Origin of the sequence: Ligilactobacillus sp. Marseille-Q7487 (assembly GCF_949152225.1) — a bacterium.
In the GTDB taxonomy this organism is placed as follows: Bacteria; Bacillota; Bacilli; order Lactobacillales; family Lactobacillaceae; genus Ligilactobacillus.
Window position 1 is genome coordinate 1,605,714 of record NZ_CASCJC010000001.1, and the last position, 13,830, is coordinate 1,619,543.

Consider the following 13,830-nt stretch of genomic DNA (forward strand, 5'->3'; position numbering starts at 1 on the left):
GCAATGCATTTTAATCTAGTTAATTATTTACGTTTAAATAAAGCTACTACACTAACTCCTGCTGTCAACAAACCTAAAGCACTTAAAATAATTCCCTTATTTTCTCCAGCTTGTGGAAGCTTAGAATTCTTGTCATCTTTTTTACTTTCAAGAATTACTTGATCTTGCTTATCTTGCGTTGGCTCTGCTGGCTTTTGAACATCTTTTAGAACCAATTGCTTTTGGGCATTTTCTAAATCTTGATAAGCTAGTGTCATTTGTGCGTACGTAGGATCAAGTTGTTCCAACACAGCTTTTGCTTTAGTAAGACTTGTTTGTAAAGTTGCTAAAGATTGAGCAGTATATTTATCTGTTTGTGTTACAAGTTTTTGAGCAACTGCTATTTGCGCTTGAAGTTGTTCTTTAGAAACAGAAGCATTCCCTGTCACATCAATACTTTCTTGCATTGTAAAACCATTTTTACTGTAGGTTGCAGACACTTTTTGTGTTCCTTGGACTAAAACTGTATCTGGCTTATCCCAACTCCAACCATCAGGAAGTGCAATGCTTGCTAGCGTATCTTTAGCATAACCTACTGCCTTTAATCCGTTAGCTGCCAAATCAGTTGCCAATGAACGTGGTTTAACCGTCAACAAAACAGCTTTTCTAGTAGCTGGTATGGTCTTATCTTCTGTATTCACCGCACTGTAATATAAATTATACTTACCAGCAGGCAATGTTGCTAGTTTAGCAGCATCATCTTTGCCACTACATACCAAGTGAACATTAGTATTTCCACCGGTATTTTGGAATTGATATTCATCATCAACAGAAAAATCTAATTTGGTATTTTTATCCGATGTAACTCCTGCTAATAAATCTGGAATTTCTCCTTGAGTCATTGTTACATCTTTTGCCCCTGTAATTTTAGCGGCATTTGCATAGTATTGTTGCGCATCAGCTTTTTGTTGTTCATTTTGTGCATAATAAATATAATCAACATCAAATTCTTGACCTGCTAAGTTTGCACCCGCATCTCCTGGCCAATTACCACCTGCAGCTAAATTCAATTGTACATATTGCGGACGATCAAGCGTCTTTAAAGCCAATGGATCATTGCTATAATCGACAGTCCGTACAATTTTGTTGTCGACATACCATTCCACTTTTCCTTTACTCCAATTGATTCCAAAAATATGATACCCGTCATTAAAGTTTGTACCATCACTTAATGCATAAGAGGTCCCGTTGCCTGCATATTTACCATTATCTTTATCTGCTGCATCCCCATAATGTAGCGTTTGATAAACGGTCTTATTTCCTTGAGATGTATCACCATCTTGACCTATTAATTCCATAATATCCATTTCTCCAGAAACAGGCCATGGAGCACCTTGTTGTGAATTAATCTTACCATCTAACGTAAAGTCTGAACCTAAAGTCCAAAATGCTGGGAATACACCTTTACCCTTAGGCAATTTAGCTCTTATTTCGATTCGACCATATAGAAATTCTTGTTTACCATGCGTTCTGATGCTTCCTGAATTATAAATTACTTTGCGATCACCACGCGGATTTGTATATTGGTCTTCTTTTGCTCTATCGGTTAGGCGTAATTTCAAGGTTCCATCAGAAACATCGACATTTTCTTTACTGTTAACATAATGTTCTTGTTCAACACCACGAATACTTCCTAATTCATAATCCCATTTAGAAGTATCGAGTTGTTGTTCATTAAAATCATCAGCCCAAATAATATTATAATTATCGTCTTGAGCAGTGCTCTTCTCTTTTAATTTAACATCATCCATGCAAGCCACTGTATTTTTTTGTGATGAAGTTGCTTGATCAAACCATCGACCAATCCCAACTGCAAATAAAGTTGTATCATCTGTCATAAATTCAAGACTTACATCTTGCCATTCACCAGTATCTGCATATACGTTTAAATCTTTAAAATAATTAGCAACATTTACGTCGCCTTTTTTCACATCAAAAGTAATATAATCACTAGGATTAGAACTTTGAACCTTGACTTTTGCACTCAGCACATAAGTTGTATGTTTTTTTAAAGTAACATCTTGCCAAATATGTCCATTAGCATGATTATCAGTTGTTTTATTTAATACGGCCATATTACTTCCAGATTTTTCATCCTTAATCACTCCTGAATCTTGGCCAACTATATTCCAATTATTGTCCGCATTTTCAAAATTACCATTTTGTAATAAATTATCAGTCTGTAAATCAACCAATTCATGCTCATGTTTAACTTCATTTTTGGTTGCAGCTAAAATTGTATGCGGCGTGGTAGCAACCGTTGCAGCATAACTTCCCATCAATATTAATGCCATAGAAGCGTGTGCTAATTTGCTATATTTAATCATTATAAAACCTCCTGAAACCGTTTCCTTTTTACAAAAGAAATAAATCCGACCTACATTTATACACCCATTGCAGATCGGATTTACTATTTTTATTTAACGATTAATCGAGCGCGCCATCCGTTGAATAGCATGACGTTCGCCACGAATTGCCTTACTTAAAGCATAGATATTGTCAAATGGTGATTGAACTCCCCAAGCAGCATCGCCGATATGTTGAATATCAACCCCACAAATTTTATTGCGAATTGCAATATTTTCTAAATAGCTTGCTCCCGAGCCTTCTTGACTTGTACCAATCGTACTCATCACCAACCCATCATGAGCATGCACATATTTGACAATTGCCTTTAATTCAACTTCATCAAATTCAGGAACTGTCCCAACAGCTGGAACTAAGATTACATCAGCACCAGCTTCCAAGAAAGCTTTAACTGCATCAAGACTAACTACAGGTTCATCAACCCCTGCACCATGCATCTTACCAGCAATTACAAGCCCACTAAAATGTTGCTTTGCAAGTTTTACATTAGCTGCAATCTGTGCGTTTGTAACACCTGTTCCTGGGTTACCTGTCAAAACGATAAAGTTAAACCCTAATTTTTCAGCCGCTTGTAAGGTTTCAACGCTTGCCATACGTCCTTTAGAAATCTCTAGACGATCTTCCGCCATTTTTGCTTGTGGATCGACAGGCTCCAAGTTAACACCAATCGGACGACCAACTAACTTTTGTAGACGGCGAATGCTTTGTCCATCATGATGTGCCTTGGCTGTTGCTAACGTCTCTTCTCCCTTATATAATCCTAAAATAACCGGTTCTAAAACATCTAAAGCATTTAATAAAATCATGTCAGCCCCAAATGCTGCCGCAATTTCAGAAGTTGTCAAACCATCGATTCCTTCATGTACGACGACATTTTCACTTAAAACAACACGACCTTCACTAGCTTTAATACTTTTCTTAAGCATCGCACCATCCATCGCTAAGACTTCACTGGTGTCAGCACTGATTAATCTTTTAACCATTTGCACGTTCCTTTCACAATTCAATTCCTAACAATTATTCGCCCATTTCAGCCATTTTTTGTTGTTTATTGACCATAGAAATGAATGGCAAATAAATTGCGATATCAATTACTACGTTAATTAATTGTAACACAGAACCTTGCCAGCTGTTAGTTGCCAAGAAACCAGATAAAACTGGTGGCATTGTCCAAGGAACAACAGCTCCGGTACATAATGGAACAATTCCTGTACTCATTGCAAAGTATGTTGTGATTGCGTTAATCATTGGTGCAAGAACAAATGGAATGATTAATGCTGTGTTCAAAACAACTGGTAAACCAAACATTGTTGGTTCGTTAATGTTAAATAAACCTGGAGTAATGGTTAATGGTGCCAATACTTCTGTTTCTTTACTTGCCTTCTTGGATAAAACAATCAAACCAATAGCTAAAACTAAACCGATGGTAGCACCGCCACCACCCATGTAAACAAAGTTATCGATGAATGGTTGAGTTACAACGTGACCACCATGAGCCAAGTCTAAGTTACCTTTTGTAGCCAATAAACGGTTTGCATCAGTGTTCATCAACCAAACTGGTTGCAAGACACTGTTGATAACATTACCACCGTGAATACCAACAAACCAAAACAAACTGTTAAGCATGATAGCTACTAATGTTCCGCCTAAGGTATCACCTAAAATACCTAATGGCTTGGATAAGATGTGTAATAACAAATCATGAATGTTACCCAACCCTGTCCAAGTTAAGATAGCATAAATAGCGCCAAATAAAGTGATAATAACAGCACCTGGAATCAAAGCACTGAAACTCTTAGAAACTGCAGGTGGTACTGCTTCAGGCATCTTGATACGGATATCGCGATTGATAAACCATTGGAAAAGCCCCCCGGCAATCAAACCAATAATAATTGCAATAAACAAACCTTTACTTCCTAAGTAACCATAAGGCATACCTTCAAGTGGTGCTTTATCTCCACTCATGATACTTGGAGTAACAACAAAGAATGATGCTAATGCGATAATCCCTGCGGATTTACCGTCTGTTTTGTATTGTTCTGCATAACTAGATGCAATACCAAATGCACCTACTAAACCTAACAAGCCAAATGAACCATTTGAAATCTTGTTAAAGATATCAAGAATAGCCACACCGTTAAACTTAGTATTAGCTACCCAATTAGTCCATGCATCAATTGGGAAACTACCCAAAATTGTAAATAATGAACCGATGATAATTAATGGCATTGCCAAAACGATGCCATCACGAATTGCAATCAACGGTTTAAAAGAACTGAGCTTTACAGCTACAGGCATAAGAACTCTTTCAATGAAACTATCAACGCCTTTTGATTTTCCAGCCATGATATTTTCCTCCTAAAAAATAATAATTTGTAAATAAATAACGCTGCTTTAGTTATTAAAAATAAATAATTTCTAAACCTTAAATTTTAATTCTTTCTAGCAACTAAAACTTATTTACAAGTAAATGATAGCGTAATCATAATTTTTTTGCAACTGTTTTCTTTTTGGGTATTGTTTATTTTTTATAATTATTATACAATGGTATCAAGGATTTTATTTCTTTTTTATTATTAAGGAGCGTCACTTATGGCTTATACTAAAAAGCAACTTGAGATTCGTAGTAAAATACTAGATAAAATTTATACCAACGGCGCTATATCCCGAATCGATATTGCCACTAAAACCGGAATCACGCCTGCAACTACAACTAAAGTCACGGCAGATTTACTCAAGGAAAAATTAATTACCGAAGTTGAATCTGAAGATACTAGCATTCATGTCGGTCGAAAAAAAATCTATCTCAAGATTGCACCAAATCACAGCTATTACATCGGTATCGAATTGCATGAATTATTTATCGCATTTTGTTTAACCGATAATCTTGGTACAATTTTGCGTAAAAAAATAGTCGAACTCAAAAAGATTCCAAACGGAGCCGACTTTGCTACCGTGTTGCGTGAGTTTGTGGATTCTTGCCAAGAATTTAAACCATGTGCGTTAGGTTTTGCTTTGCCCGGACATTATAATTCAAGCAAAAACAGGATTGTCAGCAATCGCTTAGCTTGGCAAAATTTTGATCTTGATCCAGCTATCAAACAACTTCAACTACCCTGCTATTTTGAAAATAATGTTCATTGTATGACATTATGTTATCGTTTATTGAGCAGAAATGTTCACGATGAAAATATTTTATTTTTGCACATAGCTCGAGGAATTTTTACTTCTTATGTTTACGATGGAAAAATTCATGGTATCGATAATTTCTTAGTGGGTGAAGTTGGTCATTGGATCGTTAATCCTGAAGGTGAGTTATGCGATTGTGGTCGGCGTGGGTGCTTACAAAATTATATTAGTCAAGGTGCTATTATTAAAAAAGCGCGCTTGCTATACGAAACATCTAGCTCAACTTACCTACGCCAACTCGCTAAAAACATTGATGATATCGATTTTTACACCGTACAAAAAGCCTATGAACTCGGCGATGAAGGAGTCATCAACATTTTAAATAGCGCTATGAAATATCTTGCGATTACTTTAAACAATCTAGTTATGATGGCAGATACTCATCAAATCGTATTGCATGGTGCATTATTTGATTCACAAAAACTCTTTGGTTTGTTGAATCATTACCTAGATGAAAATCGTTTCCAATTGACTAACATTTTAAAACAACATCTCATTGTTAAACCTTATAATCAATATGACGGTGCAGTGGCTGGTGCTATTTTGGCTATGCAACAATCTTTAGGTTTGTATCATTAACTTTTATAAACAAAAACCGCTAAGTCAAATGACTCAGCGGTTATTTTTTATGCTTGATATAATGGATATTTGTCAGTCAATGCTTTGACACGTTGACTAGCTTGCTTTAAAGTAGCTTCATCTTCTGGTGCATGTAACACATCCAAAATAATCTGCGCTACTTCACGACAATCATCTTCTTTAAAGCCACGTGTCGTAATCGCTGCAGTTCCTAAACGAATACCACTCGTCTTAAATGGACTTAACGTTTCAAATGGAATCGCATTTTTGTTAACTGTAATATTAACTGCATCTAAGACTTTTTCAGCTTGTTTACCGTTTAGTCCTGTCGCCAAGACTTCTAATAATAACAGATGATTATCGGTCCCACCAGAAACTAAACGCACCTTTTCATCTTTAGCAAACACTCCGACCATGGCTTTCATATTTGCTAAAATTTGACGACAATAATCCTTAAATTCTGGCGCTAGAGCTTCCTTAAAAGCAACTGCTTTTCCAGCAATCACATGTTCTAACGGACCACCTTGCAAACCTGGGAAAATTGCACTATCAATCTTTTTGGAAAGCTGTTCATCATTGGTCAAAATCAAGCCTCCACGCGGACCACGCAAAGTCTTGTGTGTAGTTGTAGTAACCACATCAGCATAAGGCATTGGATTTGGATGCACACCAGCAGCTACTAACCCAGCGATATGTGCCATATCTACCATCAATTTGGCACCAACACTATCTGCAATTTCTCTAAATTTCTTAAAATCAATAATACGTGGATACGCACTAGCTCCGGCAACAATCAGGTCAGGATGACATTTTTGGGCTATTTGAACAATTTCTTCGTAATCAAGACATTCATCTTCTTGATTAACTTTATAACCAACAAAATTATATGTTTTACCACTAAAATTAACCGGCGAGCCATGAGTTAAGTGTCCCCCAGCTGACAAATCCATTCCTAAAATTGTCGCTCCTGGATTCACTAACGCAACATAAGCAGCTGCATTGGCTTGTGAACCAGAATGTGGTTGAACATTAGCAAATTTCGCACCAAACAATGCTTTAGCACGTTCAATCGCCAAATTCTCAACCTCATCGACGCATTGGCAGCCACCATAATAACGCCGTCTTGGATAGCCTTCTGCATATTTGTTAGTCAACACACTTCCTTGAGCCGCTAAAACAGCTGGCGATACAATGTTTTCTGAAGCAATCAATTCAATGTTGGCTTGTTGGCGTTGCTCTTCTTTAGCAATTGCCCCCCATAATTGTGGATCAAATTCTTTAAAATCCATCTTAACACCATCCTTTATTTGCTTTTGACGTGGTTTAACTTCATTATACATTGCGAACAATTTTTCTTCCAGTCTAAAAATAGTTTGTTATTTAGTCAACAAACTATACACCGCTCCAATTAAACCTGCATCATTTCCTGATTGCGCAAATTTAAGCGATGCACTAGGAAGGTCTTTGATACCTTTATGATTATGCAAATAGTGTTCGTATGCTACGGTAATATCTGCCCTAAATGTTTCATTGGCACTGACTGCTCCACCTAAAACAACAACTTCAGGATCAAAGGCCGTCACAAGATTAAAAATACCTTTACTTAACATCATCAAATAATGTTGCATCACACTTTTAGCTGGTTCTAACCCCTCTTTAGCTTCAATAAAAATTTGACGCGCATCGGTTTGTGGCTGAGAATTACCTTTTGCTAAATCATACAAACGCGTCAACCCTAGCACGGTTGCACCATGAAAGTTCAAACTACCATATTCCAAGTCATCTGGATCATCTTGTTGCGTCATCAACGCCCACCCAAACTCACCAGCATGACCATTGGCACCTCGATAAATTTGACCGTTGATGATGATTCCACCACCAACCCCGGTTCCTAAAACTAAAGCTAAATAATTTTGACATCCCTTAGCTGCACCAAACCACCCTTCTGCCAAAGCAGCTGCATTAGCATCGTTTTCTACTGTTACAGGCAACTTAAATTTTTGTTCTAAATATTCTTTTAAGTTCGCTCCATATAGACAAGCAATCGCTCCGGCCGTTTGCATATAACCATCTGCCTTGATTACACCAGGTGCACTAATACCAATTCCTAAGATTTCATTTTCTTGTTGGTAGTCCTGCACAATTTGTTCTAGACTGGCTAAAATTTCGTCTTTACTTTGTGCCGTTTTGACACTTCCTTTAGCACTTACCTTGCCTTTTTTATCGACCAAACCATACTTGATACTCGTACCACCCATATCAATTCCTATGTAATATTGTTGCATTATCATCTTTTCCTTTCACATATTAAACTCTCAACACAATTTTATAAAAATGTTTTCTAAATAACAATCCTAAACTAAGACCTGGTATTTGTTTCTAGAAAAATCTCTCCGTTTCACATTTGGTACAAGTTGACACCGCTCTTTAGCAAGATATACAATCTAAGAAAAAGCGTTACCAAAAGGAGCGAAATAACATGGACGCAATCTTTTCACAAGTTGTTGCTTTAATGCTGATATTTTTTGGATTATATCAAATTTTCACAACTAAAAAGTATTTCACGCATATCAAACAAAAAGGCACTAAACAAACTTCTAAATTTGCAGCTTTAGCCGTCTACAATGGCTTCATCCTTGGTTTTATAATGATTATTGCTGGTATCAACATCATTTTCATGTAAATAAACGGTCTAGACTCCTCAAGCCTAGACCGTTTTTTAAATCAAAATCCCTTCGCAATGATCGATTTCGTGTTGAATAATTTGTGCCAAAAAACCACTAAATTTTTGCGTATGTTCTTGAAAGTTTTGATCCCAATAGCGAACCGTAATTTTTTGATAACGTGTAGTTTTTCTTTGGCCACTCAACGACAAGCAACCTTCTGTGGTTTGATAAGCTTCACTTTTTTGTATAATCTCTGGATTAACTAAAGCCAATGCCAAAGGCCCTGCTTGACATACAATAATACGTTTGGTGCTGCCAATCATATTAGCAGCTAAACCAACACAACTAGCTTGATTAGCTCTTAGCGTATCTAACAAATCAATAATCACTTGTTTATCTGCTGGTGTTGCTTTTTGAGCCTTTTTAGCCAAGAAAAATTGATCATGAATAATTTCTTTAATCATCTTTAACCTCCCATTCTAGCCTATTTAATTATAACAAAAACACTAGCCCCATTTTTTGTGGACTAGTGTTTTATTTTATTTAACTATACCGATTAAATCCGTTATTTTTTGGCAATTATGGCGTGTCATGTAATCTTTGATACCTTCAACAACTTTAGGAGCTGCCAATGGATCAACAAAGTTTGCCGTGCCTATCGCAACTGCACTTGCACCAGCTAAGATAAATTCTAAAGCATCAGCGGCATTAGTAATGCCACCCATACCGATAATTGGTAAATCCACACTATTAGCAACCTGATAAACCATCCGTAATGCCACTGGTTTAATAGCAGGGCCAGAAAGGCCACCTGTTTTATTGGCTAAAACAAAATTTTGACGTTCAATGTCAATTTTCATTCCCGTCAAAGTATTAATCAAAGATAATGCATCGGCTCCTCCTGCCTGTGCTGCTTTAGCAGTTTCCGTAATGTCGGTAACATTTGGACTAAGTTTCATGATAATTGGTTGTTTAGCAACTTTTTTGACTTCTTTAGTGATTTCTTCAACCGAACATGGATTTTGACCAAAGGCAATTCCGCCTTCTTTAACATTTGGACAAGAAATATTGATTTCAAGTAAATCAACACTTTCTTCATCTGCCAAGCGTTCAACTACTTCACAATAATCTTTTGTTGTTTTGCCACAAACATTGACGATTACCTTGGTATCAAACTGTTTTAAAAATGGTAAATCACGTTTACAAAATACATCTACCCCAGGATTTTGTAAACCAACTGCATTTAGCATCCCTGCATGGGTTTCTGCAATACGTGGTGTATTATTACCAGGCCACGGCACATTAGCAACACCTTTAGTTACCACCGCTCCTAATTTCCCTAAATCAAAAAACTCACTATATTCTTGACCAGATCCAAAAGTCCCCGAAGCTGTCATCACCGGATTTTTCAATTCTACGCCAGCGATATTTACTGTTGTATCTATCATAGTTCTACCTCCGTTGCCAAGAATACCGGTCCGTCTTTGCAGACACGTTTATTTTTAACATGACTGTGTTCATCAAGAGACACACTTTGGCAAACGCATGCTAAACAAGCACCGATTCCACAAGCCATTCGTTCTTCTAATGATAGGTAACACATCAAATCATGTTCTTTAGCATATGTCTGCAACGCTTTAAGCATCGGTGTTGGTCCACAAGCATACAGCAAATCCGCTTGAAGCGCATTTTGCTTAACAGCATCTAACACATTTCCTTTAGTACCTAAGCTACCATCTTCTGTAGCCAGATAAACTTCACCATATTGTTGGCATTCTTCAGCTAAGAAAACTTGATCACGATAACCTAAAACAAACATGACTTTTGCTTGTTGCTTAGCTAATTGTTTCCCTAATTCAAGCATCGGTGGAATTCCGATCCCGCCCCCAAACAACATAACACGTTTATCTTGGGTTCCTTCTATATTAAAACCATTACCTAATGGTCCAAAGATTTCTAAAGTATCATTAGCTTTTAGCATCGAAAATTCCTTGGTCCCTGCATTTGGTCCTGTCACCCGATAAACAACCCGGAGTAAGCCTTTTTGTGCATCAATCTCACATAAGCTAATCGGTCGCATCAACATCTTAGTTGCATCGTTTGGATACATTCCAATAAATTGTCCTGCCTGTGCTTGGCTTGCAATTTCTGGGCTTTTCAACCATATGCTGTAAACATCTGTTGCAAGTTGTTCTTGTGAAACGACTGTCGCTGTCAACTTATATTTTTGCGTCATGAATGACTTGCCTCCATTAAATTTTATTAATAGCTGTTTGCTCAGTATTTATTATAGCAGATGCTTGCTAGAACGTTACAAGAAATTACAAAGTTTAAGTTTAAAGAAAAATATCTTTGTGTTATTTCAAAATATTTTTTCTAAATAAAACTTGAATTTCATTATAGCTATAAGTCATTAACCCTCTTAACATTTCCTAGTAAAATAAACAATTTTATCACAACTAGCCTTATTTTTACGTTATTTGCAGCTATAATCAACACAATACTACACAAAAAAGCAGCCCTAAAGCCCTATTTCTAGAGCTTTGCTAGCTACTTTAATTTTATTTTGCAAAGTCTAAAGTTGCTTTAACTTGACTTACATCGCGTTTGACTAAAACCCCATCTTCAACGAAGCCTTCTTCACGGTCTTTTAGATAAACAGCCATCTTCTGTTTAAAATCTGCAATCAAATCTTGATACTTAGTTTCTGCAATCAAATTATTTTGTTCATTTGGATCAGCTTGCAGGTCAAAGAGTTGGTATTCATCACGCACGCTAAACCAGATAAACTTCCAGTGTTTCGTCAAGATAAATTGGCTAGAATCTACACCTAAACAGTGTTCACCGTGAATTTCATCACGCCAGTTTGAATCTGCCTTTTTTAGCAACGGTGCAATGTTTTGGCCATCGACTTTCACATCTTTATCTAAAATCATCTGTGCTAATGAAGGATAAATGTCTTGTAACTTAATGAGTTCATCGACTTGGTGGCGCTTGATATCTAAAATATTTCCCGGGTCATAAATAAAAGATGGCACATGAATGCTTCCTTGATAAGGATAACCTTTTCTAAACAAATAATGCTCGCCTAACTGATCACCATGATCGGAAACCAACCAAATAACCGTATTTTTATCTAAACCAAATTCTTTAAACGCCGTCAAAAAACGACTAATCTGATGATCAATATGTGTGACTAAGCCAAGATAAGCGGCTACCATTCTTTTTTGATCATCTTCTTTTAACTTACCTTTTAAAGCATATAAACTTGGTACCTGCTCGCTTAATTTTTCCCAATTACCAATATGCAAGTCGATGTCTTTTAAGCGTTCCATATACATATCAAAATAATACTTCGGTGGATCTAGCGGTGCATGTGGCTTTTCAAATGACATCTTTAAGAAAAATGGTACAGTTGGATCACGACGACTTAAAAATTTAATCGACTCACTTACAACCCAGTTTGTTGGATGCAACATTTCATCAAACATAAACGGACGCGCCTGCCATGAATTACAATTCATCCCATCATCAATCAAGTCTGCTTGGCTACCCAATTCTTGTTTCAAGTCAGCTAAATAATCACTATGATATTCAAATTGTGTCCCATAGCTATTGAAATATTTGCGATTTACATGTAAATAACCATCATGTAATAAAACATTGTCAAACCCTAGACGTTTTCTTGCAGGATAAACATGCATTTTCCCTATACATTGAGTTTGATACCCTGCATCTTTAAAGGTTTGCGCAATTGTTTGTTGATAATTCCAAGCAACTTCATCTTCATATCCAACTCGTCCTCTATGTTCTTGATCAAGCCCTGTCAATAAAGCAGCACGTGCCGGAACACATGTTGGTACACTTGAATATGCATTTGTAAAGTTGCACCCCTCGCTAGCCATCATATCTAACGTTGGCGTACTTACAAAATGATAGCGATCATTTAATGATAATGCTTCATAGCGCATCTGATCAACTACCATCAATATCACATTTGCCTGCTTGATCATTTTGTTTACTCCTTTCAACTTTTATCCTACTGCTAAAATCTTGCAACTATACATAATAATAGACAAAATCAAAAAAATCCAAATAACTTTAGTAGAATTTAATTTTTTAAAACTTAATAACCAATATGCCAATGCTACCAAAATAATTGGAACCAAAGAAGGCGTTAATTGATCAAAAATATCTTTTTGAATACTTAAAGACTTTTTACCAATAGTCAAGTTAAATGGTTCGGAGAATTCAACAAAGAAAATATGCCTTTACTTGTTAATGTAAAAAAATCTCTAGTCGTTATAAATCAAAATACAATGAAATATGGTATTAGTTGTATAACAGCCGACTATTCTTCACCGGTCAAAGAAATAATTTCTTATTTTAAAGAACATAATCACCAACAAATCGGTTTAATTGATGGTATCTCAAATAGTCATAATAAACGCGACTTCTTAGATCCAAGGTCTATCATTTTTAGAGAAGAATTACAAAAAAACAATGAATTAGATGAAAAATTAATTTTTACAGGTGATTTTTCGATTGAAAGTGGCTATCAAGCAATGAAAACAGCGATTGAAACTTTAGGACCTAATTTGCCTACTGCTTTTTTTGCCATTAGCGACACAATGGCTTTAGGGGCTTTACGGGCATTAAATGAAGCTCAGATATCTGTCCCAGACGATATCAGTATCATCGGTTTTGGTGACTTAGAAGTTGGACAATACTTCTCACCTAGCCTTAGCACCGTCCAACTTTCAAAAAGACAAATGGGGACGCTTGGGGCAATGACATTACAAAATATCATGAATGGCATTCAAACTGATCCTATCAATATCGTAACGGCCACAAAATTAGTTATTAGAGAAAGTAGTAAATAGTAAAAAATAATCACTAGTAAATTTAAACTATCCATAATTAACATGGTAAAAGTTTATATCCCCATAAATTACTAGAATAGTACAAAATTCAAAGAAAGGAACTTGTC

At 36.3% G+C, this 13,830-nt stretch carries 13 protein-coding genes; 3 read left to right on the top strand and 10 right to left on the bottom strand.

What is annotated here, in order from left to right; all coding sequences use genetic code 11:
- Nucleotides 1-23 precede the first annotated feature (23 nt).
- From QM017_RS07955 to QM017_RS07965, 3 genes are all read right to left on the bottom strand, one after another.
- The gene (locus tag QM017_RS07955; RefSeq protein ID WP_282709415.1) at nucleotides 24-2,366 is read right to left on the bottom strand and encodes a family 16 glycosylhydrolase; all 2,343 of its coding nucleotides are present in this window, start codon (nucleotides 2,364-2,366) and stop codon (nucleotides 24-26) included.
- Between the two features lie 93 nt (nucleotides 2,367-2,459).
- Entirely contained in the window at nucleotides 2,460-3,389 is a 930-nt protein-coding gene (locus QM017_RS07960) for a haloacid dehalogenase-like hydrolase (protein WP_178197975.1), read from the bottom strand.
- 34 nt (nucleotides 3,390-3,423) lie between these two features.
- On the bottom strand, nucleotides 3,424-4,752 hold the full coding sequence (locus QM017_RS07965) for a PTS sugar transporter subunit IIC (RefSeq protein WP_282709416.1): 1,329 nt from the start codon (nucleotides 4,750-4,752) through the stop codon (nucleotides 3,424-3,426).
- Between the two features lie 246 nt (nucleotides 4,753-4,998).
- On the opposite strand from QM017_RS07965, the gene QM017_RS07970 reads away from it, so the two are divergent.
- Nucleotides 4,999-6,174 carry an ROK family protein gene (locus QM017_RS07970; protein ID WP_282709417.1) on the top strand — a complete coding sequence of 392 codons (1,176 nt, stop codon included), beginning with the start codon at nucleotides 4,999-5,001 and terminating at the stop codon, nucleotides 6,172-6,174.
- Nucleotides 6,175-6,221: 47 nt separating this feature from the next.
- Here the strand turns inward: QM017_RS07970 and glyA are convergent, their stop codons facing one another.
- Nucleotides 6,222-7,463, bottom strand: coding sequence for a serine hydroxymethyltransferase (glyA, locus tag QM017_RS07975; protein WP_282709418.1), 1,242 nt, complete (start codon nucleotides 7,461-7,463; stop codon nucleotides 6,222-6,224).
- A gap of 87 nt (nucleotides 7,464-7,550) precedes the next feature.
- A complete protein-coding gene (locus QM017_RS07980) occupies nucleotides 7,551-8,459 on the bottom strand; it encodes an ROK family protein (RefSeq protein WP_282709419.1) in 909 nt (302 codons plus the stop codon).
- Between the two features lie 194 nt (nucleotides 8,460-8,653).
- On the opposite strand from QM017_RS07980, the gene QM017_RS07985 reads away from it, so the two are divergent.
- The gene (locus QM017_RS07985; RefSeq protein ID WP_282709420.1) at nucleotides 8,654-8,857 is read left to right on the top strand and encodes a hypothetical protein; all 204 of its coding nucleotides are present in this window, start codon (nucleotides 8,654-8,656) and stop codon (nucleotides 8,855-8,857) included.
- A 36-nt stretch (nucleotides 8,858-8,893) separates the two neighbouring features.
- Here QM017_RS07985 and QM017_RS07990 read toward each other — a convergent pair whose 3' ends face one another.
- The 5 genes from QM017_RS07990 to QM017_RS08010 form a co-directional block, all read right to left on the bottom strand.
- Nucleotides 8,894-9,304, bottom strand: coding sequence for a peptide deformylase (locus tag QM017_RS07990; protein ID WP_282709421.1), 411 nt, complete (start codon nucleotides 9,302-9,304; stop codon nucleotides 8,894-8,896).
- A 75-nt stretch (nucleotides 9,305-9,379) separates the two neighbouring features.
- Entirely contained in the window at nucleotides 9,380-10,285 is a 906-nt protein-coding gene (locus QM017_RS07995) for a dihydroorotate dehydrogenase (protein WP_349238496.1), read from the bottom strand.
- A complete protein-coding gene (locus tag QM017_RS08000) occupies nucleotides 10,285-11,076 on the bottom strand; it encodes a dihydroorotate dehydrogenase electron transfer subunit (RefSeq protein WP_282709423.1) in 792 nt (263 codons plus the stop codon). Before QM017_RS08000 ends, QM017_RS07995 begins: the two co-directional genes overlap by 1 nt.
- A 325-nt stretch (nucleotides 11,077-11,401) precedes the next feature.
- The gene (locus tag QM017_RS08005) at nucleotides 11,402-12,853 is read right to left on the bottom strand and encodes an arylsulfatase (protein WP_282709425.1); all 1,452 of its coding nucleotides are present in this window, start codon (nucleotides 12,851-12,853) and stop codon (nucleotides 11,402-11,404) included.
- A 21-nt stretch (nucleotides 12,854-12,874) separates the two neighbouring features.
- Nucleotides 12,875-13,105: a PTS system mannose/fructose/sorbose family transporter subunit IID gene (locus QM017_RS08010; RefSeq protein WP_282709580.1), complete on the bottom strand. Its 231-nt coding sequence runs from the start codon at nucleotides 13,103-13,105 to the stop codon at nucleotides 12,875-12,877.
- 54 nt (nucleotides 13,106-13,159) lie between these two features.
- On the opposite strand from QM017_RS08010, the gene QM017_RS08015 reads away from it, so the two are divergent.
- The gene (locus QM017_RS08015; protein ID WP_282709426.1) at nucleotides 13,160-13,723 is read left to right on the top strand and encodes a substrate-binding domain-containing protein; all 564 of its coding nucleotides are present in this window, start codon (nucleotides 13,160-13,162) and stop codon (nucleotides 13,721-13,723) included.
- The last annotated feature ends 107 nt before the right edge of the window (nucleotides 13,724-13,830 follow it).

What these genes read in the sequence shown, in the direction of transcription:
- QM017_RS07955 (WP_282709415.1), bottom strand. Translation starts at nt 2,366, where the DNA reads ATGATTAAATATAGCAAATTAGCACACGCTTCTATGGCATTAATATTG.
- QM017_RS07960 (WP_178197975.1), bottom strand. Translation starts at nt 3,389, where the DNA reads ATGGTTAAAAGATTAATCAGTGCTGACACCAGTGAAGTCTTAGCGATG.
- QM017_RS07965 (WP_282709416.1), bottom strand. Translation starts at nt 4,752, where the DNA reads ATGGCTGGAAAATCAAAAGGCGTTGATAGTTTCATTGAAAGAGTTCTT.
- QM017_RS07970 (WP_282709417.1), top strand. Translation starts at nt 4,999, where the DNA reads ATGGCTTATACTAAAAAGCAACTTGAGATTCGTAGTAAAATACTAGAT.
- glyA (WP_282709418.1), bottom strand. Translation starts at nt 7,463, where the DNA reads ATGGATTTTAAAGAATTTGATCCACAATTATGGGGGGCAATTGCTAAA.
- QM017_RS07980 (WP_282709419.1), bottom strand. Translation starts at nt 8,459, where the DNA reads ATGCAACAATATTACATAGGAATTGATATGGGTGGTACGAGTATCAAG.
- QM017_RS07985 (WP_282709420.1), top strand. Translation starts at nt 8,654, where the DNA reads ATGGACGCAATCTTTTCACAAGTTGTTGCTTTAATGCTGATATTTTTT.
- QM017_RS07990 (WP_282709421.1), bottom strand. Translation starts at nt 9,304, where the DNA reads ATGATTAAAGAAATTATTCATGATCAATTTTTCTTGGCTAAAAAGGCT.
- QM017_RS08000 (WP_282709423.1), bottom strand. Translation starts at nt 11,076, where the DNA reads ATGACGCAAAAATATAAGTTGACAGCGACAGTCGTTTCACAAGAACAA.
- QM017_RS08005 (WP_282709425.1), bottom strand. Translation starts at nt 12,853, where the DNA reads ATGATCAAGCAGGCAAATGTGATATTGATGGTAGTTGATCAGATGCGC.
- QM017_RS08015 (WP_282709426.1), top strand. Translation starts at nt 13,160, where the DNA reads ATGAAATATGGTATTAGTTGTATAACAGCCGACTATTCTTCACCGGTC.